Origin of the sequence: Corynebacterium sanguinis (assembly GCF_007641235.1) — a bacterium.
Classification (GTDB): domain Bacteria; phylum Actinomycetota; class Actinomycetes; order Mycobacteriales; family Mycobacteriaceae; genus Corynebacterium; species Corynebacterium sanguinis.
The window spans coordinates 45,963-69,369 of record NZ_CP038157.1 but is presented as its reverse complement, the minus strand read 5'-3'; the positions used below and the strand labels follow the sequence as shown (position 1 = coordinate 69,369).

Below are 23,407 nucleotides of genomic sequence, written 5' to 3'. Positions count from 1 at the left end.
CGCGGCGGTACAGTAACCACAAAGACCGTCCAGCTTGGAGTTTCTATGCCGCCTTTGCTACCCCGTGACCACCTCGCTTCCATCCCTTACCCGCACGCCGACATCCTCGGCATCGCCGACCAGCTCAGCGCCGAGGAGCAAACCCGCCTGCACGACATTCACGAGTTCCTCCAGACCGAGATCGCTCCGGCGGTCGGGGAGTACTGGGACCGCGACGAAATGGCGTTCGACCTACTGCCGCCGCTCGCGCGCCAGGGCTTGGGCGAGATTGAGCTCAGCGGCACCTCGCGGCTTTTCCGCGGGCTGGTCTACGCAGAGCTGACGCGTTGCGACGTCTCCCTGTCCACCCTCGTGGGCATCCACAACGAGCTGGTCGTCGGCATGATCGACGCCCTCGGCTCGGACGAGCAGAAGGAGCGCTGGCTGCCCGGGTTGCGCCGCTTCGAGGCCGTCGGTTGCTTCGCGCTGACCGAGCCCGAGCACGGCTCGGACATCGCCGGGGGATTGTCCACCACCGCCACGCGCACCGACGACGGGTGGGTCATCAACGGCGCGAAGCGGTGGATCGGGGCGGGCACGTTCGCCGACTTCGCCATCATCTTCGCCCGCGACACCGTCGGCGGAGAGATCCGCGCGTTCATCGTCGAGCTCGACCGCGACGGCGTGGAGGCGACAAAGATCGAGGGCAAGATGGGCCTGCGCATCATGCAAAACGCGAACATGACCTTCACCGACGTTGTCATCCCGCACGACAACGCGGTGCCGGGGGCGCAGTCGTTCGCCAACGTCAACGACTTCCTCTGCTCCTCGCGCGCCTGGGTGGGGTGGCAGGGGGCCGGGCTGCAGCTCGGCATCTTTGACAAGGCGCGCGAGTACGGGGTCAGCCGCGAGCAGTTCGGCCGGCCGATCGCGAAGTTCCAGCTCGTCCAGGAGCCGCTCGTGCGCATCCTCGGCAACGCCACCGCCTCGCTGTCCATGATGGCGCAGGTCGCGCGGATCCAGGAGCAGGGCCGCCTAGAGATGCCGTTCGCGGCGCTGGCGAAGGCGACAACGACCCGCCTCGCCCGCGAGTCCGCGGCGCTGGGCCGCAGCATCGCCGGCGGCAATGGCATGATCACGCAGCACGGGCTGTCGAAGATGATGGCCGACGCCGAGGCAATTTTCACCTACGAGGGCACCTACGACATCAACTCACTCATTGTCGGCCGCGCCATCACCGGCGTGTCCGCATTCGTTTAACCACAAGGGGAAATAACACATGGATCTTCAAACAACGTCAGCGGTAGTTACGGGTGCGGCCTCGGGCCTGGGCCAGGCAACGGCGCGCGCGCTCGCCGAGCGCGGAGTGGCCGTGACCGGCTTCGACCTGCGCGCCGGTGAGAGCATCGAGGGGGTGCGCTACGAGGTCGTTGACGTCACCGACGCCGCCGCCGTCAGCGCCGCCGTCAAGCGCGCGGCCCAGGACGCGCCGCTGCGCGTCGCTGTCAACTGCGCGGGCATTTGCCCGTCGGCACGCATCGTCGGGCGCAAGGGCACCCACGACCCGAAGGTGTTCGCCACCACAATCAACGTCAACCTGATGGGCACGTTCCACGTGCTCACCGCCGCCGCTGAGGCGATGGCCGGCACCGAGCCCATCGACGACGACGGCCAGCGCGGCGTTGTCATCAACACCGCCTCCGTCGCGGCCTTCGAGGGCCAGGTCGGCCAGGCCGCGTACGCCGCCTCCAAGGGCGCCGTCCACGCCCTGTCGATCACCGCCGCGCGCGACCTCGCCTCGCTCGGCGTGCGCGTCAACGCGATCGCACCGGGCATCGTGGCCACCCCCATGATGGAAGGCATCACCCCGGAGTTCCGCGCCGAGCTGGAGGCAAACGTCCAGTTCCCGCGCCGTCTCGCGCGGCCCGAGGAGTTCGCGCAGCTTGCGCTCAGCATCATCGACAACGACTACATCAACGGCCAAACCATCCGCCTCGACGGCGCGCTGCGCATGCCGCCGCGCTAATTAGGAGCCTTCTTATGAGCACAACCATCCATCATTTCATCGGCGGCGAATCCTCCGCCGGCGCATCCGGGCGCACCTCACCGGTGCTCAACCCGAACACCGGCCAGACGCAGGCCGAGGTCGTGCTCGCTAGCGTTGACGACGTCCACGCCGCGATCGCCGTCGCGCAACAGGCGCAGCCCGCATGGGCGGCGCTGAACCCGCAGCGCCGCGCGCGCGTCATCATGGAGTGGATCCGCCTGATCCACGCCAACCTCGATTCCCTGGCGCGCACCCTGTCGCTGGAGCACGGCAAGACGCTTGCCGACGCCAAGGGCGACATCCTGCGCGGCGTCGATGTGCTGGAGTTCTGCCTGGGCGCCCCGCACCAGCTCAAGGGCGAGTACTCGAGCCAGGTCGGCTCGGGCATTGACACGTTCTCGCTGCGCCAGCCGCTCGGCGTGGTCGCCGGGATCACCCCGTTCAACTTCCCGGCGATGATCCCGCTGTGGAAGGCGGGCCCGGCGCTGGCCTGCGGCAACGCCTTCGTACTCAAGCCCTCGGAGCGCGACCCCTCCGTACCCGTGCGGCTCGCGGAGCTCTTCATCGAGGCGGGCGGGCCAGCGGGCGTGTTCAACGTCGTCCACGGCGATAAGCAGGCGGTCGACGCCCTGTTGGATTCCGACGTGATTAAGGCGGTCGGGTTCGTCGGCTCGACGCCGATTGCGAAGTACATCTACGAGCGCTGCGCCGCCACGGGCAAGCGCGCCCAGTGCTTCGGCGGGGCGAAAAACCACGCCATCGTGCTACCGGACGCCGACATCGACGCCACCGCTGACGCGCTCGTCGGCGCCGCCTACGGTTCGGCGGGCGAGCGCTGCATGGCGCTCTCCGTCGTCGTGCCTGTGGGCGAGGAGACCGCCGACCGGCTTCGCGACGCCCTCGTGGCGCGCATCCCCTCGCTCACGGTCGGCCACAGCCTCGACCCGGAGGCCGACTACGGCCCGCTGGTCAGCGCGGATTCCCTCGCGCGGGTGCGCCGGTTGATCGCCGAGGGCGAGGACCAGGGTGCCGAGCTGGTCGTCGACGGCCGCGGGATCGACACCTCGTCTTCCTCCTTCGACGGCGACGGCCTTTCAGGCGGCTTCTTCGCCGGCCCGACCCTGTTCGACCGCGTTGAGGCGTCGATGAGCATCTACACCGAGGAGATCTTCGGGCCGGTGCTGTGCATGGTGCGCGCAGACACGCTCGAGGAGGCGATCGCGTACCCGAACGACAACGCTTACGGCAATGGCGTGGCAATCTTTACCTCCCACGGCGGCGCGGCGCGCGATTTCCTCACCAACGTCAACGTCGGCATGGTGGGCATCAATGTGCCCATTCCGGTGCCGATCGCGTACCACACCTTCGGCGGCTGGAAGGCCTCCGGGTTCGGCGACTTGAACCAGCACGGCCCGGATTCGTTCCGCTTCTACACCAAGACCAAGACCGTTACCACGCGCTGGCCGGACGAGACGTCCGCCGGGCCCGAGTTCACGATTCCGGTGATGAGCTAATGACTGCAGTTGCGTTTATCGGCCTGGGAAACATGGGCGGCCCGATGGCCGCCAACCTCGCCCGCGCCGGGCACGAGGTCATCGGCTTCGACGTGGTGGATCGCCAGATCGAGGGTGTGAGCATCGCTGAGACCGCGGCGCAGGCCGCCGAGCGCGCCGAGGTTGTCATCACAAGCCTCCCCAACGGGGCGCTGGTCGCGCAGGTGGTCGACGAGCTGCTCGCGGCGGATTCCTCGCCGCGGCTGCTTATCGACGTCTCCACCATCGCCGTCGCCGAAGCTCGCGAGCTGGCGCAGCGCGTCGCCGTTGCTGGGTCGAGCTTTCTCGACGCCCCGGTCTCGGGTGGTATTGCCGGGGCGAGCGCAGGCACGCTGGCGTTTATGGTCGGCGGCGAGGCCGAGGACTTTGAGCGCGCGAAACCGCTACTGGGCGCGATGGGGTCGTCGATTACGCACTGCGGCCCCGCCGGCACGGGCCAGGCCGTCAAAGCCTGCAACAACATGATCTTGGCGGTGCACCAGATCGTGCTCAGCGAGGCCCTTGTGCTCGGCGAGCGCCTAGGTTTGGACCCGCAGGCGTTCTTCGACGTCGTGTCTAACGCCACCGGAAACTCGTGGGCGCTCAGCGTCAACGCCCCAGTCCCCGGCCTTGTCGAGGGCTCTCCGGCGAACCGCGATTTCGAGCCGGGATTCGCGTCGACGCTTATGCTCAAGGACTTGGGGTTGGCGATGGAGGCAGCGCAGCAGACGGGCACGGAGACGGTGCTGGGTCGCATTGCGGCGACCCAGTACGCGCAGTTCGTTGAGGGCGGCAACGGCGGAAAAGACTTCTCCGCCATCATCAACAAGGTCAGGGACGCTTAGTCCGCAACGAGCGGCTCCATCGTGAGCTGCGGGTTTTCCTTCTCCACGAAGGCGAGCTTCCACTTGTCGCCGAACAGGGCGATGAGCTCGCCGTCGGTGCGGGTGAACACCTCCACGCCGCGCTGGCGGCCAAGCTCGGCCGCGGACTCGGCGTCGGTGCGCCGCGCGACGGAGTAGGGCACGGGCTCGGTGATGGTTTCGACGTTGTACTCGTTTTCCATCCGGGCCTGCATGACCTCGAACTGCATTGGGCCGACCGCCGCCATGACGGGGGCGGCGTCGCCGCGGGTGTCGTTGCGCAGGATCTGCACCACGCCCTCGGCGTCGAGCTGCTCGAGCGCCTTGCGGAACTGCTTGTACTTGCCCAGCGACTTCGCGCGCAGCGTGCGGAAGTGCTCCGGGGCGAACTGCGGCATCGGCGGAAACTGCACCTTGCGGCCCGCGTAGATGGTGTCACCGGGCGCCAGCGACCCGGCGTTGACCAAGCCGATGATGTCGCCCGGGAAGGCGGTGTCCACGGTGTCGCGGGTGCGGCCGAACACGGTCAGCGCGTACTTGGTGGAAAACGTGCGCCCGGACTGGGCATGGGTGACCTGCATGCCGCGGTTGAACTCGCCGGAGACGACGCGCATGAACGCCAGGGAGTCGCGGTGGTTCTTATCCATTCCGGCCTGGACCTTGAACACCACGCCGGAGAAGTCGGCGTCGAGCTCGCGCGGGTTGTCCAGCGACTCGCGCTGTGCCGGGGCGGGCGCGATGGCGCACAGGGTGTCCAGGATCTGGTGCACGCCGAAGTTGAGCATGGCGGAGGCGAAGATCACCGGCGAGGTGACGCACTGCTCGAAGAGCTCTTGGTTGTGCACGGCGCCGTCGGCGGCCAGTAGCTCCGCCTCCTCGATCGCCCTTTCCCAGGCGTCTTCCTCCTTCGATCGGGCCTCGTCGGGGCTGTAGTGTTCCTCGGGTGCGATGGTGGAGCCGCCGGCGGTGCGGATGAAGCGGATGTACTGATCGGCCTCGCCGTTGTCGTCTATGTGGGCGAGTCCGCGGAAGTCGCCCGCCTCACCCACCGGCCAGTAGAGCGGGGTGGGCTGCAGGTCGATTTCGGTGACGATCTCGTCGATAAGCTCGAGCGGCTCTCGGCCCACGCGGTCCCACTTGTTGATCACGGTGACAATCGGCAGGCCGCGTGCCTTGCACACGCGGAAGAGCTTGAGGGTCTGCGGCTCGAGGCCCTTGGCGGCGTCGATGAGCATGACCGCGGCGTCGACGGCGGAGAGCACGCGGTAGGTGTCCTCGGAGAAGTCGGCGTGGCCGGGGGTGTCCACGAGGTTGATCACGTAGGGCTCGGGCGCGGTGGAGTTCTCGGGGAGGTACTCGAATTGGAGCGCGGACGAGGCGATGGAGATGCCGCGGTCTTTTTCCATCTCCATCCAGTCGGAGACGGTGGCCTTGCGGTTTCCCTTGCCGTGGACGGCGCCGGCCTCGGAGATGACGTGCGCGTGGAGTGCGAGCGCCTCGGTGAGGGTGGACTTGCCGGCGTCGGGGTGGGCGATTACGGCGAAGGTGCGACGGCGCGCCGCCTCGGAAAGAGTGCTCATAATTGCACCAGAATAGCCCGTGTATAGTGGAACACGATAATTGTTGACGCATCAACATCGGAGGTTTACGTGACCATCGGAATCATTCTCGGATCAACCCGCCACGGCCGCGTGGGAGAAGCGGTCGCCCACTGGGTCGATGAGGCAGCGCAGGCCCGCGAGGGCTTCGACTACGCCTTGATCGACCTAATCGATTTTCGCCTTCCGCTTTTCGACGCCGAAACGGTCCCCATGGCCGCCAACAAGAGCTACGACTCGGCCGAGGTGACGCGCTGGTCCGAGGCGATCGACGCCTGCGAGGCCTTCATCTTTGACACCCCGGAGTACAACCACTCCGTCCCGGCGGCGCTGAAAAACGCCGTCGACTCGCTGGGCTCCGAGTGGTCCGGCAAACCCGTCGCGTTCGTCGGCTACGGTGCGGTGGGCGGCGTGCGCGCGGTCGAGCACTGGCGGCAGATCACCGCGAACTTCGAGATGCCCAACGTGCGCAACCAGGTTGCGGTGTCGATCATGACTGAATTCCCCGAGGGCCGCTTCACCCCCGCGCCCTACCAGGCCGACGCACTGACCGCGGTGTTCGACGACCTCGAGGCGCTAATTACCCGCCTGCGCTAGCGCGCGTGAATCTCGTTTTGCGCCGCGGTCAGGCCCTTCTCCACGATCAGGCGCACGGCCTCCGCGGCGAGAGAGATCTGCTCGGAGATGTCGCCCTCGATGTCGGAGAGCACGTAGTCCACCACCGCGGTCCCCGCCGGCGGGCGCCCGATGCCCAGGCGCACCCGCAGGTAGTCGCGCGTGCCCAGGTGCTCAGTGAGCGATTTCAGCCCGTTGTGTCCGTTCTCGTTGCCGCCGCGCTTGAGCTTCACCGCGCCCGCGGGCAGGTCGAGCTCATCGTGGCACACGATGATGTGCTCGGCGTCGATCCCGAGCCTGCGCGCCAGCGGGGCGACGTAGTCGCCGGAGCTGTTCATGTACGTCGTCGGCTTAACGCACTTCGCGCGCTCGGGGCAGGTCAGCTCGTCGATGACCATGTAGCCCACGTTGTGGCGGGTCGCGGCGTAGCGCTGCCCCGGGTTTCCGAGGCCCACGATGAGCCATTGCACGCTTGTCGACGCCTCCCGGGCGAACAATTTCCTCACAAAATCCAACACGTCAGAAGAATATAGTGCTTAGCGCACCCGCGTCGTGTTCTCGATAGCTCCAAGCCCGTCGATCTCGACGCGGACCACGTCGCCGTCCTTCAAGTAGGACTGCGGGGTGCGCGCGTGTAGTACGCCCGCCGGGGTGCCGGTGGCGATGACGTCGCTGGGCGCGAGCGGGTACAGGTGCGAGATGAAGGAGACCAGGCGGACGGGCGAGAACACCAGATCATCGGTCGGGGCGGACTGCATGAGCTCGCCGTTGAGGTAGGTGCGCAACCGCGGGCCCGGCGTCCACTCGGTGTCGAGCCACGGGCCGAACCCCGCGGTCTTTTCCAGGGATTTTCCCTGGTGCCACTGCTGGGTGCGCTTCTGAAAGTGGCGCTGGGTGTAGTCGTTGATGATGCTGTAGCCGGCGATGCAGGCGGTGGCCTCAGCGTCGTCGACGTGGCGTGCGTGGGCACCGATGATGACGGCGAGCTCGCCCTCGAAGTCGAGCGCACCGGCGTTGAACTCCGGCACCTCGGCGTCGTCAAAAGCGCCGATCAGCGCGTCGGCGAACTTCACAAACAGGGTGGGCACGTCGGGTTGCTCGTGGCCCATCTCCTCGATGTGCGCGGCGTAGTTCAGGCCGACGCAGATGATCTTTTCGGGCCGCACCACGATGGGCGCCACCTCGAGCGGGTTAAATTCCACGTCCGGGCCGGGGCGCGTGGCGATCGCGCGCCACTCGGGGTTGCGCAGCAGCTCGCCCACGTCGGCGTAACCCTCGATGAGGGTGGCGCTGCGTAAGTCGTTGACACGCGCGGCGGCGGTGCCCGCCGCAGTCCGCACCGTGGCGAGTCTCATGAAAGGCCCTCTAACAGGTCGGCCGCGTCGGCGGCGATGATCGGCAGCTCCTCGGCTTCCTTCTTAGTAAAGGGCCGCAGCACGTAATCGGCCGGGGCCATGCGCCCGGGCGGACGGCCGATGCCCACCGCCAGTTTGTTGTACTCGCGCGTGCCCAGCGACGCGGAGACCGACTTCAGCCCGTTGTGACCGTGGTCGCCACCGCCCACACGCAGCGAGACCTCGCCAAAGCCGAGATCCAGCTCGTCGTAGATGACGTAGATCTCGGCCGGCGAGGCCTTGTAGTACCCGGCGAGGGCCTTGACAGGCCCACCCGAGACGTTCATGTACCCGCGGGTACGTGCGAGCACCCGGCCGCCGCTGAGCTCGGCGACCTCGGTGTTCGTCTTCTTGTGCACGCTAAGACGCGCACGTTCTCTGTCGAGCAGCTCCTCTAGGACGAGCACGCCCGCGTTGTGGCGCGTGGCGGCGTACTTCGTACCAGGGTTGCCGAGCCCGACAATGAGAACAGTCACGAGTAAGAAGTTTACTCGGATGCGCCCTCGTCACCCTCGCCACCATCGGCGATTTCGACGGTGCCCTCAGCCTGGTCCTCGTCGGCGTCGGCGCCAGCCTCAGCGCCGCCAGCCTCGGCCTCAGCGGCAGCTTCCTCGAGCTCCTCGTCCTCCTGGAAGTAGGTGACGTTGACCACGAGCGCCTCCGGGTCGGAGGTGAGCTCGGCGCCGGCCGGCAGGGCAACGTCGGATGCGAAGATCTGGTCGCCGATTTCCTTGCCCTCGATGTTGACGACGATCTCGTCCGGGATGTTGAGCGCGTCGACCTCGATCTCGAGCACGTCCGTCTCCTGCAGGACGACAGCGTCGGCCACTGCCTCGCCCTCGGTGATGACCGGGACCTCGACGGTAACCTTCTCGCCGCGCTTGACGCCGAGCAGGTCGATGTGGTCGATATCGAGGGTGAGAACGTTCTGGTCAACGTGCTTGACCATGCACAGAAGCTGCTTGCCATCGACCTCGAGCTGGAGGATGGCGTTGGTGCCGTCGTTACGCACGAGGGCGGTCATCTCGATGCGGTCGACGGAGAAGTGGACGTTCTCGATACCGGATTCGTAGAGCACGCCGGGGATCTGGCCGTCGCGACGCAGGCGGCGGGATGCTCCCTTGCCGAACTCTTCGCGCTTGTTCGCCTTGACGACGGGAGGGGTAGTAGCCATGTGTATCTCCTTGAAGATATGTGACTGGCCACAGGAAAAACCTGCGACCAACAGGATAAGAAAAAGTCTTCTCGTCGAGTGATCGCAGGCAAATAAGTTAGGCAATCGCGTCGATAACGGCCCCACAATGGGGAGCCCTCGCCGAGACGGCCTTATTTTAACAGGGGCACTGGCCCGGGCAAAATGCCCTAGGCCTGGCCCTCGAACAGGGTCGTCACCGAGCCGTTTTCGAAGATCTCGCGGATCGTCTTCGCCAGCAGGGGAGCGATCGAGAGCACGGTGAGGTTATCCCAGCCCTCGGTGTTCTGCGGCAGAGTGTCGGTGGTGATGACCTCCTCGGCGCCGCACTGGCTGAGGCGCTCGCGGGCTGGACCCGAGAACACGCCGTGGGTGCAGGCGATGAGCACGGACTTCGCGCCGGCGTCTTTGAGCACGCCGACGGCGCCGGCGATGGTGCCGCCGGTATCGATCATGTCGTCCATCAGGATGCAGTCCTTGCCCTCAACCTCGCCGACGACGCGGTTGGACACGACCTTGTTGGCGGCGTCGATGTCGCGGGTCTTGTGGACGAACGCCATGGGGGCGTCGCCAAGCGTGTTGGCCCACTTCTCAGCCTGCTTCACGCGGCCGGCATCGGGGGAGACCACGCAGAGGTTGTCCAGCGAGTACTTCGACTTGATGTACTCGGTGAGGATCGGCATGGCGTGCATGTGATCGACCGGGCCGTCGAAGAAGCCCTGGATCTGGTCGGTGTGCAGGTCGACCGAGACGATGCGGTCCGCGCCGGCGGTGGCAAACAGGTCTGCGACGAGGCGCGCGGAGATCGGCTCGCGGCCGCGGTGCTTCTTGTCCTGGCGCGCGTACGGGTAAAACGGCACGATCGCGGTGATGCGCTTCGCCGAGCCGCGCTTGAGCGCGTCGATCATAATGAGCTGCTCCATCAGCCACTTGTTCAGCGGCTGGGCGTGGGACTGCATGACAAAGCAGTCGGCGCCGCGCACGGACTCCTCGAAGCGGATGAAGATCTCGCCGTTGGCGAAGTCGCGGGCCGTGGTGGGGACCAACTCGATGTCGAGCTCCTTGGCCACGGCCTCAGCGAGGTCGAGGTGGGCGCGCCCGGTAAAAACCTTGAGGTCTTTGAAGGTTTGGGTGGAGTATCCGGTCATGTGGCGATCCTTTACTTCTCTTCCTTGGCTGCCGCTGCTGCCGCTGCCGCGTCTGTCCCTGGGCGTTTCTTCTCCACCCAGCCCTCGATGTTGCGCTGACGGCCCTCCTTGATGGCCAAGGCCCCGGCGGGCACGTCGTCGGTGACAACAGTACCCGCGCCGGTGTACGCGCCGTCACCGACGGTCACCGGCGCGACGAAGGTCGTGTCGGAGCCGGCGCGCACGTTGTTGCCGATCGTGGTGTGGTGCTTGTTCACGCCGTCGTAGTTGGCGAAGACGCTCGAGCAGCCGATGTTGGAGTTGGTGCCCACGGTCGCGTCGCCAATGTAAGTCAGGTGCGGGATCTTCGAGCCGGCACCGATGACGGCGTTCTTCGACTCGACGAACCCGCCGAGCTTGCCGCCCTCGCCGAGCTCGGTGCCGGGGCGGATGTAGGTGAACGGGCCGACCTGGGCGTTGGCGCCGATGACGCTGAGCGAGCCTTGGGTGCGGGTGACCGTCGCGCCGGGGCCGACCTCCATGTCGCGCAGGGTGGTGTCCGGGCCGATCTCGGCGCCGTCGCTAATCACCGTCGATCCCCAGAGATGGGTGTTCGGGTGGATCACGACGTCCGCGCCGATCTCGACGTCCACGCCGATCCAGGTGGTGTCGGGGTCGATGATCGTCGCACCGCCGCGCATCGCGCGCTCGACGAGGCGGCGGTTGAGCTCCTTGCCGGCCGCGGCGAGCTGGACGCGGTCGTTGACACCCGCGAGCTCGCGCGGGTCGGGGGCGGTGAACGCGGTGACGGTGCGACCGTCGCCACGTGCGATGGCGAGCACGTCGGTGATGTAAAGCTCGCCCTGGGCGTTGTCGGAGGTGATGCGCGTCAGCGCGTCGCGGAGCACGGCGCCGTCGAAGGCGAACACCCCGGAGTTGACCTCGGTGACGCGCTTCTGCTCGTCGTCGGCGTCTTTCTCCTCCACGATTTCGACAACGGCGCCGCGCTCGTCGCGGATGATGCGGCCGTAGCCGGTGGGGTTGTCAAACTCGAGGGTGAGCACCGTGACGGCGGCCTGGGCGTTGACGTGGGCGTCGATAAGCTTTTGCAGCGTTGCTCCCTCGAGCAGCGGCACGTCGGCGTTGGTGACGACGACAGTGCCGTCGAAGTCGGGCAGCGTCTCTAGGCCGCACTGCACGGCGTGGCCGGTGCCGTTTTGCTCCTCCTGGACGGCCTGAAGGATCTCGATGCTCATCTGCTGCGCGATCTCGTCGACCGCGGGGGAGACCTGCTCGCGCTGGAACCCGACGACGGCGACGACGTGGCTTGGGCTGACCGCGGCGGCGGCGTGCAGCGAGTGCGACAGGAGGCTTCGCCCGCCGATCTCGTGCAGCGTTTTTTGCGTGGCCGATTTCATGCGGGTGCCCGCGCCGGCCGCAAGGACGACGACAGCACACTGATTCTGCTCAGTCATGGTTTAAAGCATAACGCTAGGCCGAGACGTCCTTGAGGTTCCACGCCCCAGCCACGCCCGCCGCGCCCAGCACGGCGAGAAAGATCAGCGCGGCCTGGGTGCCAAAGACCGCGACGGCGGAGCTGATCGCGCCCACGACGAGCATAACCACGCCCATGATCGTGTTGGATGCGCCGGTGATCAGGGTGCGGCGCTCCCCGTCGGCCATGTCCACCAGGTAGGTCTTTCGGCTGACGCGCACCGCGGTGTGCGCGAGGTTGACCGCGAAGAACCCGGCCGGCATGACAATCGCATTCACGCTTGACGACGCAAAATCAGCGCTCAGGACCAAAAGCACAATGACGATGGAGGCGACCGCTGCGGCCCAGGCCATGGTGAGCTTGGAGGACTTGTCCGACCAGATCCCGGAGATGCGGCCGCCGAGCAATGCGGCGCCGCCGGAGGCGATGACGAAGGCACCGAGGCTGGACAGGTCTGAGCCCTGCTCCTGGGCGAGCACCACGATGAACGGGGTGGACAGAGCTGTGACCAGCATCAACGAGCGGACCACGAGGAAGTTGCGCAGCTCCTTGTCCTTGGTCACTAGCTCCCAGGTGACGGCGAGCCAGTTATCGTCATCGACGGTCGTGTCGTGCTCGGCTTCTGGTTCGCGGATGCCCTGGAACACCAGCGAGGCAAAACCCCAGGTCGACGCGCCGACGAGTAGTAGTGCCGCGATCATCCAGCGGGGCACTTCGTTGGGCAGCAGCGTCAGCGCCAGGCCGATGGCGAGGGTGAACGCGCCGGACAGCGCGGTGGCGCGGCCGGTGATCAGCCCGCGCTTGCCCTTGTCGATCGTGCGCCCCTGGACGTCTTTGCCGGCGATGGAACACAGCGCGCGGAACACGCTGAGCGCGGCGAGGCACACGATGACAGCGAGGCCCAGGGCGACGCCGCTGAGAGTGGCGGCAGCGGCCGCGATGCCCACGCCGGAGAGGGCCTGGCCCCACGAGCCGAGCAGCCACACTCGCTTGCGCTTCGGCTTCGAGCTGACCCAAGGGCTCAGCGCCGCCTGCGGCAGCATCGAGCCGGACTCGCGGATCGGCACCAACAGGCCAGTGAAGAACGCGGGCACCCCGGCGACGGTAAACAGCCAGGGCAGAAGCGTTTTCGCGGCGACGATTTGGTCACCGATGCCCTGCAGGCCGTTGGCCCAGATGAACCGCGTCGCGTTGTGTTTCTGGTGTTCCACCCCGATTAGGTTACAGCTTTGGTGCGGCAATCTGAGGTGAACGATGTGCGTTGGGGTTTTCTCGTCTGCCGTCGGTTGACTGGGACATTCCACCGCCCAAGATGTCACGGTGAAGCCGACCCGGAAACCCGCGACCTGGGGTTTTACATCGTGACACCTATTGACCGTGACTTTTCACCGCCCGAGACGTCACAGTGAAGCCAATACGAAAACCAGTGACCTGGGGTTTTGCGACCCGCCACTGGTTGACCGTGACATTCCACCGCCCGAGATGTCACAGTGAAGCCGAAACGCCGACCCGCGACCTGGGGTTTCACAACCCCCCAAAACGTCGACCGTGACATCCCACCAACGCCCACCCGGGAACAGATCTGAGCGACAAAAATCAAGACACCGAAAAAACCGCCATCAACTAGCGAAAACCCCGCTAAAAAACAAAGCTTCCCCACCAGGACTCGAACCTAGAATGACGGTACCAAAAACCGTAGTGTTGCCAATTACACCATGGGGAAATATCAGGCGATAGTGTAGCGCACGCGCCCGCAAGTAAGGTATTGGGCATGGCTCGACAGCGTATGACCGGTTCGCAGCGCCGGGAGCAACTCATCGGTATCGGACGGTCCGCTTTCGCGGAGCGGGGATTCGACGGCATTTCGGTAGAGGAGATCTCCTCGCGCGCCGGGGTGTCCAAGCCCGTGGTCTACGAGCACTTCGGCGGCAAGGAGGGCTTGTACGTCGCGGTGATCGAGGAGGAGCAGGCGCGGCTGTTCAACGCGATTTTGTCCTCGATCGGCGAGGGCCGTTGGCGCGAGCGCATTGAGCGGGGCATCCTCGCCCTGCTGAGCTACGTTGAGGACCACACGGACGGCTTCGTCATCCTCGTGCACGGCCAGATGCCGGGCGGCGAGCACTCCTACTCCACGTTGCTCAACACGCTAACGGTGCAGGTGTCTCACCTGCTCGAGGAGGCGTTCCGTCACCGCGGGCTGAACCCCAAGCTCGCTCAGTTGCACGCGCAGGCGATCGTGGGCGCCGTGTCCATGACCGCTCTGTGGTGGTTGGATCAGCGCTCGCCGGATAAGTACGCTGTGGCGACCCATGTCGCGAACCTGTGCTGGAATGGGCTGGCTGGGCTGGAGGCGCAGCCGAAGATTATTCACACTGTGAAGGGAACTGAGTAACACCACTATGACCACCACCGTGCCCGCATTGGGTGGGCTGCTTACTGTTGCGCTGACGGACCCGAAGCTCAAGGGCCTGCTGAGCAATATCGGCCAGGATCATCTCCACGTCATGGGGATCGACCAGACCCGCCCGTGGGCCGCGGCCGCGTTGTCGCGCAAGGTCCCGGTGCTGTTGGTCACCGCGACGGGGCATGAGGCCGAGGATCTCACCGCGGAGTTGGCGGCGCTGATCAGACCGGAGAATGTCGCGCATTTCCCCGCGCTGGAGACGCTGCCGCACGAGCGGCTCTCCCCGGCGGCGGATGTGGTGGGCAGGCGCTTCAAGGTCTTGCACGAGATGCCGCGGGTGATCGTCGCAGCTGCGCGCGCGGTGTGCCAGCCGGTGTTGCCGGTCATCGACCCGATCGTGATCGCCCGCGATCACGAGTACGACTTCACGCAGCTCACGGAGTCGATCGCGCGATTCGCGTACGAGCACGTCGACATGGTGGCAAAGCGCGGTGAGTTCGCGACCCGCGGCGGCCTAATCGACGTTTTCCCAACCACCGCCGAGCACCCGGTGCGCATCGAGTTCTGGGGCGACGAGGTCACGGACATCCGCACCTTCGCGGTGGCGGATCAGCGCGGCATCGACGAGGTCGACTCCGTCGAGCTTTTCCCCGCTCGCCAGTTGCTTATCGACGACCCCGTGGCCGCACGCGCCGACGAGCTCGCCCGCGCGCACCCGCAGAACGCCACGCTCGTGCAGATGCTGACCCGGATTTCCCAGGGGCACCACGCCGACGGCATGGAGGCGCTCATCCCGGCGCTGACCGACAAGCCCTTCCAGGTGCTTCCCGAGCTGTTGCCGAAGGGGTCGATCGTGCTGGTCACGGCGCCGGAAAAGGTCCGCGCCCGCATCGAAGACCTTGAGGTCACCGACAAGGAGTTCCTCGAGGCCGGCTGGGAGGCGGCGGCGATGGGGGCGGAGGGTCCCGTCGCGGTGGAGGGGCTCGACGTCTCGGCGTCGTCGTATCGCTCCTTCGAGTCGCTGCGCGTCTCGACGCTTAAGGCGGGCAGTAGCTGGTGGACGTTCGCGCCTCCCGGCATGTTTGCCGCAGACGACACGGCGACCCTGCCGCTGGAGTTCGAACCCGCGCCCGCCCCGAAGGGCGATCCGAAGGCGATCGAGCAGCTCTTCGCCACTGTCAAGCTGCACGTGCAGAGCAACAACGGCACCGCCGCCTTCGTCGCCCCGGCCAAAGGCACGGTGGAGCGCTTCGCTGAGCGGCTGCGCGAGCACGGGATCTCGGCGCGCATCGCCTCGGACGGGCTCGAACCGGTGACCGGCCAGGTCACGCTCTACCAAGCGTTGTCGCACGCGGGTTTGGTGTTCCCGGGGCCAAACATGGTCGTTGTCACTGAGACCGATGTGACAGGTAACCGCGTAGGCGATATCGCGGGCGCGAAGCGGCGCGCCCCGCGGCGGCGCAACAGGGTCGACCCGCTCGCGCTGAGCCCCGGCGATTACGTGGTGCACGAGACCCACGGCATTGGCCGGTTTGTAAAGATGGCCGAGCGCACCGTCCACACGGGCGACGAGGACTCGCGCCGCGAGTACATCGTGCTTGAGTACCAGCCGGCGAAGCGCGGCCAGCCCAACGACCAGTTGTGGGTGCCGATGGAGTCGCTGGACTTGCTGTCAAAGTATTCCGGGGGTGAGCAGCCGTCGTTAAGCAAAATGGGCGGCTCCGACTGGAAGAGCACCAAGCGCAAGGCGCGCGCGGCGGTGCGGGAGATCGCGGCTGAGTTGGTGCAGCTTTACGCCAAGCGCCAGGCCGCGCCGGGCCACGCGTTCGCGCCGGACACGCCGTGGCAGGCGGAGATGGAGGACAACTTTCCGTTCGTGGAGACGGAGGACCAGCTCCTCGCGATCGGCGCGGTTAAGGACGACATGGAGAAGCCGACGCCGATGGATCGGGTGATCGTGGGTGACGTCGGCTTCGGCAAGACCGAGGTCGCGGTGCGCGCGGCGTTCAAGGCGGTGCAGGACGGCAAGCAGGTCGCGGTGCTCGTGCCGACCACCCTTCTGGCGCAGCAGCACTATTCGACGTTCTCCACCCGCATGGACGGCTTCGGCGTGACCATCCGCGAGCTGTCGCGTTTTACCTCGGCGAAGGAGTCGAAGGAGACGCTCGCTGGGCTTGCCGACGGCTCCGTTGACGTCGTCATCGGCACCCACCGCCTGCTGGCTACCGGCGTGCAGTGGAAGAACCTGGGCCTCATCGTGGTCGATGAGGAGCAGCGCTTCGGCGTCGAGCACAAGGAGCACATCAAGGCGCTAAAGTCGCACGTCGACGTGCTCACCATGACGGCGACGCCAATCCCGCGCACCCTGGAGATGTCGCTGACCGGGATCCGCGAGATGACGTCGATCACGACTCCGCCGGAGGACCGCCACCCGGTGCTGACTTACGTCGGCCCGCAGGAGGATAAACAGATCGCGGCGGCGATTCGGCGCGAGCTGCTGCGCGATGGCCAGATTTTCTACATCCACAACAAGGTCGCCGACATTGAAAAGGCCGCGCGGCGCGTGCGCGAGCTTGTCCCCGAGGCGCGCGTCGTGGTGGCGCACGGCCAGATGTCGGAGCAGCTGCTCGAGCAGACGGTGCAGGGGTTCTGGAACCGCGAGTACGACGTGCTCGTGTGCACCACGATCGTGGAAACGGGCCTGGATATCGCCAACGCCAACACCCTGATCGTGGAAAACGCCCAAAACATGGGCCTGTCCCAGCTGCATCAGCTGCGCGGCCGCGTCGGTCGTTCCCGCGATCGCGCCTACGCCTACTTCCTGTATCCGAAGGACAAGACGCTGACCGAGACTTCGTACGACCGCTTGGCGACGATCGCGCAGAACAACGACCTGGGCTCCGGTATCGCGGTGGCGCAAAAGGACCTGGAGATGCGCGGCGCCGGCAACGTGCTGGGCGCGGAGCAGTCGGGGCACATCGCGGGTGTCGGCTTCGATATGTATGTCCGGCTCGTTGGGGAGGCCGTCGATACGTACAAGGCGCTCATGACCGGAGAGACGGTGGATGCCACCGACCAGGGCCCGAAGGAGATCCGCATCGATTTGCCTGTCGACGCCCACATCCCGGACACCTACGTCAACTCCGAGCGCCTGCGTCTGGAGATTTACCGCAAGCTTGCCGAGTCACGCGATGACGCCGACTTGGCGACCGTCACCGAGGAAATGGTCGACCGCTTCGGCCCACTCCCGCGCGAGGTCGAGCACCTCGTTGCCGTAGCCCGCTTGCGTCAGCAGGCCCGTTCCGCCGGGGTGTCTGACATCTTGGTGCAGGGCTCGCGCATCAAGTTCCAGCCGGTGGAGCTGCAGGACTCGAAGCAGGTGCGGCTCAAACGCCTGTACCCGGGCGCGAACTACCGCGCCGCGGCCAAGGCGCTGCAGGTGCCGCTGCCACGCGCCGCCGCTGGTGTGAATCAGCCGACCCTGCGCGATACCGAGCTTGTGCAGTGGGTGTCCGACTTCCTTGCGGATATGTTCGGGGTGGACAAGAAGGTGGTTACTGCGAGCGAGTAAAGTGTGTGCTCACGCCCCTATAGCCCAATCGGCAGAGGCAGTCGACTTAAAATCGATTCAGTGTGGGTTCGAGTCCCACTGGGGGCACCCAACGCACAAGGCTCGAACCTTGGCCCGAGGAATCAAGGGCTGGGGTTCGGGCCTTGTCGGCGTTCTCTGCCCAGGTGAGCGCGTCGGCGTTGACCTCGGGGTCGAGCAGCATCTCGAAGGGCCGGTTGTTCTCGACGCGCAGTTCGTCGTCCTCCTCGATGTAGACCTTGGTGAAGAAGGCCTGGTTGCACAGGCGCCGGTTGGCGTCGTCGCAGCGGGCGTAGATGTCGGCGCAGTTCTCCAACAGGTTCAGGGCGTCGTCCAGGTGCGCGCGGGCGTCGGTGTACTCGCCGTGGTGGGCGTCGAGGCGGCGGTTCACCTGGTCGAGTTCTCCGGCGATGCGGTCTTGTTCCCGTTTGAGGACGGCGAGCGGGATCGCGTCGGCGTAGTGGGCCTGCATGAGCCGGTCTTGCTCGTGCTCCAGGCGGTCGCGGTTCGCGGTGAGCTGGGCGAGTTCGTCGGCTTCGGCGGACATCAGCCGGTCGAACTCGTGGTGCAGCATCCCGGCCAGAGCTTCGCGTCGGGCGGGGGTGAGTTGCACGCGCTGGTAGTAGTTCTCGATCAAGTGCTCGACGTCCTCGATGAGGATGGCCTGCCTCGTGCAGTCGGTCCGCTTGGAGTGCCGCCCTGAGCAGACGAAGTAGGGGTAGACGTTGCCGTGTCGGTTCTTCGCGTTTGACACGATGAGGCGGGACCCGCAGGCCCCGCAGTAGACGGTGCCTTTCAGGTAGTGGTCGTGCACCTGGGTTGCCTCGGATGCGCTCTTGTGCGCGGTGAGGACGGACTGCACCTGGTACCAGACCTCGGCCGGGACGAGCGGCTGGTGCGCACCCTTGTAGGCGACGCCGCGGTAGATCACGTCGCCCTTGTAGTACGGGTTCGTCAGCATTCGGTGTACCGAGGACACAGCGAGCGGTTTCGAGGGCCGCTTCGGGGTGGGAAGACTGACCAGCCCTCGCGACGTCAGCTCGTCGTGGATCTGGCTGACGGTCCAGTTCCCGGAGGCGTATGCCTTGTATGCCCACTCAATCAGCGGTGCCCGGTCGGGGTCGAGCTGCACCGTGCGAACTTCGCGGCCGAGCTCGTCGCGGGAACGGATGTTGAGGTAGCCGATCGGTGCCTTGCCGACCGTGCCGCCGGTGGCGGCTTTCTGCGTCATGCCCTTGATGACCTCGGTGGCGAGATTGCGGGAGTAGAACTCCGCGATCGTGGACATGATGCCGTGCAGCAGCATCCCGCTGGGGGTCTCGTCAATGTTCTCGGTCGCGGAGACGAGCATGACCCCGGCCTCCTGCAAGGCGAGGTGGATCGTTACGTCGTCGGCGCGGTTGCGGGCGAGCCGGTCGACCTTGTGGACGATGCAGTACGCGACACGGTTGCGCTTGACGTACTGGATCATCCGCATCAGCTCGGGCCGGTCGGCCTTGCGGGCGGACTCGCCCGCGTCGATGAACTCCTTCACGATGACCGCGCCGAGCTGTTCGGCCTTGCGGCGGTTGGCCTCGCGCTGGGCGGGAATGGAGAAGCCTTCATCGGTGCCGCCCTTCTCGGCTTGCTCCTTGGTGGAGACGCGCAGGTAGGACACCGCGAGTGCGGTGCCCTGGGGCGGTTCGATGAGACTGCGCACCGGGTCTGGAGTGCGCGCGGACGTGGTACTCATGGGGGCCTGCTCTCACGAAATCTCGGCCCTCGCGCTCGGGCTGAACGCCCGAGGGGTGCTGATCGTGAGAGGAAGCCCGAAAGCTCTAGGACTAGGCCGGAACGGCCACGTAAACGTTGCCCGCCGGAGCGGGGTTTGGGACCACAACACCACGTCGACGCGAGGCTTGCTTGTGCTCGATTCTACCCGGATGCCTGGTCGGCGACCATTGCCGGACGGTAGGTCTCCGGTATTGCGGCGGCGCGACGCTCGGCGCGCGATCGGCCGGTCTCCTGCAAGGTCAGCCGGATCAGAACCTCGGCGAGCTTGTGCAAGTCGGCGTCCTCGCGATGTACCGCGCGTACGGAGAATGAACGGTCCTCATAGCGGCGCCGGTCGGTCTTCTTGACGTAGGTGCCCATCAGTCGCGCAACTCCCCAGTGGCAGGGTCGAGGCCGGCGTAGAACTCGTCCTCGGCCTGCTTGCGGGCGGCGACGTCATCGAGGACGAACTGCACGAAGTCCTCGTCGCGGTTGGCGATGATCCGGTCCTCGACGGGCTCTGCCGGGTCCTCGCCGGGCCAGACGGTCTGCCGGGTGGGGCGGTCTCGGTCGAGGCGGGTGCCGCAGGCGGCGACCCAATCCCTGAGCCGCTGTCTGGCGTCGGCGAAGTCGCGGTGCCAGCCCAGCGGCGCGGAGGCGTTCTGCTCGCTGTCGTAGGCGGCCAGCCAGTGCAGGTGCAGGGCCGAGAGCTCCCAGACGAGCTCGGGGTGGCGGTGCCAGAACGGCGGCACCACCGATGCGGGCAGACCATATGTCGTGCGGAGCCAGTTGACCCACTTATTCAGCTCCAGCCACTCGGCCTCGGCTTCCTCGCTCGTCAGGAGGTTCCAGTTGATAGGGTGCGGCGGCTCGGGCAGCAACGACCCCTCGAACTCCTCGGGCGCCTCATCGAGGTCGGGCTCGTCACCCAGGTCCGGCGCGTCGCTGTCGTTCTCGTTCATCATGGTCACCGCCGGTCAGAGTCCGAGCGCCGGTGCGGCGTTGCGGGCCTCGCGGCGCGCCTCGGCATCGACGGACTGCCCCGCGGCTTCTCGCGTGACGGCGGGCTGGCGGCGGGTCCGCTTGACCTCGTAGCGGGTGCGGGCAAGGTCGTGGCCGAGCTTCTTCGCCACGAACTCCTCAGCCTTGATTACCTCGCCCTCCGGCGTGGTCCGGTCGTACTCACGGACGTAGCCCTCTGCGACGAACTTGTCGCCCTTGGCGAGGCGGTCGTGCGCGCGTTCGGCGGTCTTCTTGAACGCGACGAGGTCGTGGAAGGTCGTCTCGGTCTGCGTGAACGACCCGTCCTCCTCACGGCGGTAGTGTTCCTGGCCGATCTTGACGTACAGGCGCGCGTCGCCGCGCTCGGTGTAGGTGAGCTGCGGGTCGGAGGCGATAAACCCGGAGAGGGATTCCTGCGTGTGGAGAGCCATCGGACTGTCCTCATTTCTGACATCGACGGGCGGCCCCACAGCCGGGGCCGCCCTTGTGTCAGGCAGGTGCGCCCGGCTCCTCCAGCGGACGGCGTTGCAGCAGCGCCTCGATGCCGGCCCGGTCGGCCCGCAGTTCCTTCGCATCCGGCCGGTCGAGCCAGGTCCGCATCCTCGTGACTATGGGCGGCGCGGAGCGCAGCAGCACGAGCGCAGTCCCGAACGGCAACGTCCTGATCGTGTCGGGCGGCATGATCGGGACGCGCCGGATGGAGCGTTGCGCGGAGCGGGAGCCGTGGTCTCCGACCGTGGTGGAGTCGGTCACCTCGTCGCGCTCGCCGATGAGCGTGGTCAGGTCGTGCAGGTCGCGGCTGTTGGAAGCGCCGCCGAGGATGATCTTGACGATGGAGGCGTCCCAGATCGCGCCGGCGGCGTTCTCCGACCATTTCTCCCGCGCCTGAGCGAGGCTTTGGAGTACGGGCATGGTCGTGATCCCGGTGCCGCCGCCTTCGGCCATGAGCGTGGGCAGTGACGGTAAGGGGGCGAGGTTGCCGACCTCATCGAGGGCGAGCAGCAAGGGCGGGTCGAGCCTCGCGCCGGGGCTTCCGGCGGCGATGCGGCGGGCGGCTTCCACGACGTCTTCCACGAACGCCGCCACCAACGCCGCGCTGTTGTTGGCGCCGGCGCCGGTCGCCAGCAGGTAGAGCGTTCCGCGGGCACGGAGAAAGGCTTCGGGGTCGAAGTTCTCGCCTTCGCGCGGCGACACGGCGTCGAGCACGCGCGGGTCCGCCAGGGCGGCGAGGGCGAGGGAGACGCCTTGCCAGATGGAGTCGCGGGTTCTCGGGTCGGAGTCGATCATCGCCTGTAGCGACTCCGCCCACCCGACAGCCGCTCGTGGGTTCGCTGTCAGGATCGCGACTGCGTCCGCGGCGGCGGATGGGTCGAGGGTCCACCGGAACAGTTCACCCGGTGGGCGACGGTCGAGGGCAGCGGCGTGGAGCAGGGCTTGGAGGGCGGTGCGGGTCTTGCCTTCCCAGAACCCGCCGCCTTCGACTCCGCCTGCGGACAGGCCGGTGCCGGCGGCGAGTCCGGTGGCGCGGATCATCGCGGTCAGCGGGTCCTCGCACCCGCGGATGGGTGACCATCTGAGGCCTGCGGGGATGCCTTCGGCGAGGTGCTGTGGGTCGAACACGGCGACCGGGCCGATGCGCTCGCGGGCGCGGAGAGTCGCGGTGAGGTTGTCCGGCCGGGTCGAGGTGGTGACGACTGCGCCGGGTGCGTCGAGGATGGTGTTGATGACGATGTGGGCGCCCTTCCCGGACCGGGGCGGGCCGATCAGCAGGATGCTGTCCTCCACCGATGCCCACACGCTCTTGCCGCGCGACTGGCCGATCCGGTAGCCGACGTCCTCCGGTGTCGGCTTGTGGAGCGAGGGTCGCAGGTGCCCGGCCCGGCGCAGCAGCGCGGTCTCGGAGGCGGCCTTGGTGACCTCGGTGCGGGTGGCGATACCGGGGATGCGGTAGGGGTCGTTCTTGACCTGTCGGCCGTGCTCGCGGAAGAACCGCCACCCCCAGCACCCTGCGCCAGCGGCGGCGAGGATGAGGACGGCGGCGGTGATCCAGTACGCCACGACGTTCAGACCGGGTGCGCCGAGCGCGGCCGCCGGGTCGCCGGGGTTGAGCAGCACGCCCAACCCGGCCTCGACTCCGCCGGCGGGTTGCCCGGTCCCGGTGATCCACGCGGCGACCGAGCCGGCGCCGCGGAGGATGGCGGCGAGGATCGCGGCGCCGATGAGGAGGCCGATGCCGAGGTTGCTCAGCTCGTCCCCGAGCGATCCCGTCGGCCTCGGGGTGGTCATTCGGGGTGCCCGATCGTGAGCGTCCCGGAGACGCGGCCGAGCAGGATCACCTCTCGGGTCGGGCTCACGGCGAGCTGGTCGGCGGTGAGCAGGCCGCGCATCGCGCCGTCCGGGGCGGCATCGCCGTGGGCGATGACGACGGCGATCGCCACGTCCTCGCCCGGCACGAACCCCTCGCCGTGGAGCGCCACGAGTTCGGGCGGAGCACTCGCGACCGGTGGCTCAGGTGCGGGGGCGGGTTTTGGTTCGGTGCGGCGGCGTCTGGTCGGAGTGATGATGTCGGTGAACGTGCTTCCGTCCGCTTCGCGCACCTCGACCCGCACCGGCGAGCGGCGCTGTTCGGTGAGCTGGTCGAGGACGGCGGCGAAGTCCTCTCGTCGCCACGGAGGCGCGAACGGCTCCGGCTCGAACGGCACGCCGTCGACGGTGACCGTCATGCGTCCGTCGTCGGTGATCGTGATGACCACGAGCGGGAGAACGACCGGCACAGCCTCGACCTCGTCACGGTGAACAGACGCGGGCATGATCGTGC

21 protein-coding genes and 1 tRNA gene are annotated in these 23,407 nt (G+C 66.9%); 8 read left to right on the top strand and 14 right to left on the bottom strand.

Translation table 11 applies throughout. The features are described 5' to 3' along the window. Nucleotides 1-45: 45 nt before the first annotated feature. Genes E3227_RS00365 through mmsB form a run of 4 tightly spaced genes read left to right on the top strand, consistent with a single transcriptional unit; the run spans nucleotide 46 to nucleotide 4,403 of the window. The gene (locus E3227_RS00365; RefSeq protein WP_144317209.1) at nucleotides 46-1,239 is read left to right on the top strand and encodes an acyl-CoA dehydrogenase family protein; all 1,194 of its coding nucleotides are present in this window, start codon (nucleotides 46-48) and stop codon (nucleotides 1,237-1,239) included. Between the two features lie 19 nt (nucleotides 1,240-1,258). After that, a complete protein-coding gene (locus tag E3227_RS00360) occupies nucleotides 1,259-2,005 on the top strand; it encodes an SDR family NAD(P)-dependent oxidoreductase (RefSeq protein WP_144317208.1) in 747 nt (248 codons plus the stop codon). Between the two features lie 14 nt (nucleotides 2,006-2,019). After that, nucleotides 2,020-3,540, top strand: coding sequence for a CoA-acylating methylmalonate-semialdehyde dehydrogenase (locus E3227_RS00355; RefSeq protein ID WP_144317207.1), 1,521 nt, complete (start codon nucleotides 2,020-2,022; stop codon nucleotides 3,538-3,540). Next, the gene (gene mmsB / locus E3227_RS00350) at nucleotides 3,540-4,403 is read left to right on the top strand and encodes a 3-hydroxyisobutyrate dehydrogenase (protein ID WP_136649978.1); all 864 of its coding nucleotides are present in this window, start codon (nucleotides 3,540-3,542) and stop codon (nucleotides 4,401-4,403) included. The genes E3227_RS00355 and mmsB overlap by 1 nt, the downstream gene beginning before the upstream one ends. Here the strand turns inward: mmsB and E3227_RS00345 are convergent. After that, on the bottom strand, nucleotides 4,400-6,001 hold the full coding sequence (locus E3227_RS00345) for a peptide chain release factor 3 (protein WP_144317206.1): 1,602 nt from the start codon (nucleotides 5,999-6,001) through the stop codon (nucleotides 4,400-4,402). The two genes, mmsB and E3227_RS00345, sit on opposite strands and share 4 nt — an antisense overlap. 69 nt (nucleotides 6,002-6,070) lie before the next feature. On the opposite strand from E3227_RS00345, the gene E3227_RS00340 reads away from it, so the two are divergent. Next, nucleotides 6,071-6,616 carry an NADPH-dependent FMN reductase gene (locus E3227_RS00340; RefSeq protein WP_144317205.1) on the top strand — a complete coding sequence of 182 codons (546 nt, stop codon included), beginning with the start codon at nucleotides 6,071-6,073 and terminating at the stop codon, nucleotides 6,614-6,616. Here the strand turns inward: E3227_RS00340 and pth (E3227_RS00335) are convergent. The 7 genes from pth (E3227_RS00335) to E3227_RS00305 form a co-directional block, all read right to left on the bottom strand. Beyond that, nucleotides 6,613-7,140: an aminoacyl-tRNA hydrolase gene (gene pth / locus E3227_RS00335; RefSeq protein ID WP_246062704.1), complete on the bottom strand. Its 528-nt coding sequence runs from the start codon at nucleotides 7,138-7,140 to the stop codon at nucleotides 6,613-6,615. The genes E3227_RS00340 and pth (E3227_RS00335) overlap by 4 nt on opposite strands. A gap of 30 nt (nucleotides 7,141-7,170) precedes the next feature. Further along, nucleotides 7,171-7,989, bottom strand: coding sequence for a fumarylacetoacetate hydrolase family protein (locus E3227_RS00330; protein ID WP_136649982.1), 819 nt, complete (start codon nucleotides 7,987-7,989; stop codon nucleotides 7,171-7,173). After that, nucleotides 7,986-8,504 carry an aminoacyl-tRNA hydrolase gene (gene pth, locus E3227_RS00325; protein WP_136649983.1) on the bottom strand — a complete coding sequence of 173 codons (519 nt, stop codon included), beginning with the start codon at nucleotides 8,502-8,504 and terminating at the stop codon, nucleotides 7,986-7,988. The genes E3227_RS00330 and pth (E3227_RS00325) overlap by 4 nt, the downstream gene beginning before the upstream one ends. Before the next feature lie 11 nt (nucleotides 8,505-8,515). Beyond that, nucleotides 8,516-9,202 (bottom strand): 50S ribosomal protein L25/general stress protein Ctc, encoded by a 687-nt coding sequence (locus E3227_RS00320; protein ID WP_144317204.1) that lies wholly within the window; start codon nucleotides 9,200-9,202, stop codon nucleotides 8,516-8,518. 188 nt (nucleotides 9,203-9,390) lie between these two features. After that, complete coding sequence (locus tag E3227_RS00315) at nucleotides 9,391-10,368, bottom strand: ribose-phosphate diphosphokinase (protein WP_136649985.1); 978 nt, start codon at nucleotides 10,366-10,368, stop codon at nucleotides 9,391-9,393. Nucleotides 10,369-10,379: 11 nt separating this feature from the next. Then, entirely contained in the window at nucleotides 10,380-11,822 is a 1,443-nt protein-coding gene (gene glmU / locus E3227_RS00310) for a bifunctional UDP-N-acetylglucosamine diphosphorylase/glucosamine-1-phosphate N-acetyltransferase GlmU (protein WP_144317203.1), read from the bottom strand. Between the two features lie 16 nt (nucleotides 11,823-11,838). Beyond that, nucleotides 11,839-13,053: an MFS transporter gene (locus E3227_RS00305; protein WP_136649987.1), complete on the bottom strand. Its 1,215-nt coding sequence runs from the start codon at nucleotides 13,051-13,053 to the stop codon at nucleotides 11,839-11,841. A 560-nt stretch (nucleotides 13,054-13,613) separates the two neighbouring features. Between E3227_RS00305 and E3227_RS00295 the strand changes: the two genes are divergently transcribed. From E3227_RS00295 to E3227_RS00285, 3 genes are all read left to right on the top strand, one after another. After that, a complete protein-coding gene (locus E3227_RS00295; protein WP_170228600.1) occupies nucleotides 13,614-14,234 on the top strand; it encodes a TetR/AcrR family transcriptional regulator in 621 nt (206 codons plus the stop codon). 7 nt (nucleotides 14,235-14,241) lie between these two features. Then, the gene (mfd, locus tag E3227_RS00290; protein ID WP_144317202.1) at nucleotides 14,242-17,817 is read left to right on the top strand and encodes a transcription-repair coupling factor; all 3,576 of its coding nucleotides are present in this window, start codon (nucleotides 14,242-14,244) and stop codon (nucleotides 17,815-17,817) included. A 13-nt stretch (nucleotides 17,818-17,830) separates the two neighbouring features. Continuing rightward, nucleotides 17,831-17,904 (top strand) — tRNA-Leu (locus E3227_RS00285). Here E3227_RS00285 and E3227_RS11880 read toward each other — a convergent pair. The 6 genes from E3227_RS11880 to E3227_RS00255 all read right to left on the bottom strand — a co-directional run bounded on the left by E3227_RS11880 (nucleotide 17,864) and on the right by E3227_RS00255 (nucleotide 23,399). Continuing rightward, nucleotides 17,864-19,567 carry a recombinase family protein gene (locus tag E3227_RS11880; protein ID WP_144318553.1) on the bottom strand — a complete coding sequence of 568 codons (1,704 nt, stop codon included), beginning with the start codon at nucleotides 19,565-19,567 and terminating at the stop codon, nucleotides 17,864-17,866. The genes E3227_RS00285 and E3227_RS11880 overlap by 41 nt on opposite strands. Before the next feature lie 182 nt (nucleotides 19,568-19,749). Beyond that, nucleotides 19,750-19,968: a hypothetical protein gene (locus tag E3227_RS00275; RefSeq protein WP_144317201.1), complete on the bottom strand. Its 219-nt coding sequence runs from the start codon at nucleotides 19,966-19,968 to the stop codon at nucleotides 19,750-19,752. Continuing rightward, nucleotides 19,968-20,552 (bottom strand): hypothetical protein, encoded by a 585-nt coding sequence (locus tag E3227_RS00270; RefSeq protein WP_211346259.1) that lies wholly within the window; start codon nucleotides 20,550-20,552, stop codon nucleotides 19,968-19,970. Before E3227_RS00270 ends, E3227_RS00275 begins: the two co-directional genes overlap by 1 nt. A gap of 12 nt (nucleotides 20,553-20,564) precedes the next feature. Further along, nucleotides 20,565-21,020, bottom strand: coding sequence for a single-stranded DNA-binding protein (locus E3227_RS00265; RefSeq protein WP_144317200.1), 456 nt, complete (start codon nucleotides 21,018-21,020; stop codon nucleotides 20,565-20,567). A gap of 58 nt (nucleotides 21,021-21,078) precedes the next feature. Beyond that, the gene (locus E3227_RS00260; RefSeq protein ID WP_144317199.1) at nucleotides 21,079-22,875 is read right to left on the bottom strand and encodes a type IV secretory system conjugative DNA transfer family protein; all 1,797 of its coding nucleotides are present in this window, start codon (nucleotides 22,873-22,875) and stop codon (nucleotides 21,079-21,081) included. Beyond that, entirely contained in the window at nucleotides 22,872-23,399 is a 528-nt protein-coding gene (locus tag E3227_RS00255; protein ID WP_144317198.1) for a hypothetical protein, read from the bottom strand. Before E3227_RS00255 ends, E3227_RS00260 begins: the two co-directional genes overlap by 4 nt. Nucleotides 23,400-23,407: the final 8 nt, after the last annotated feature.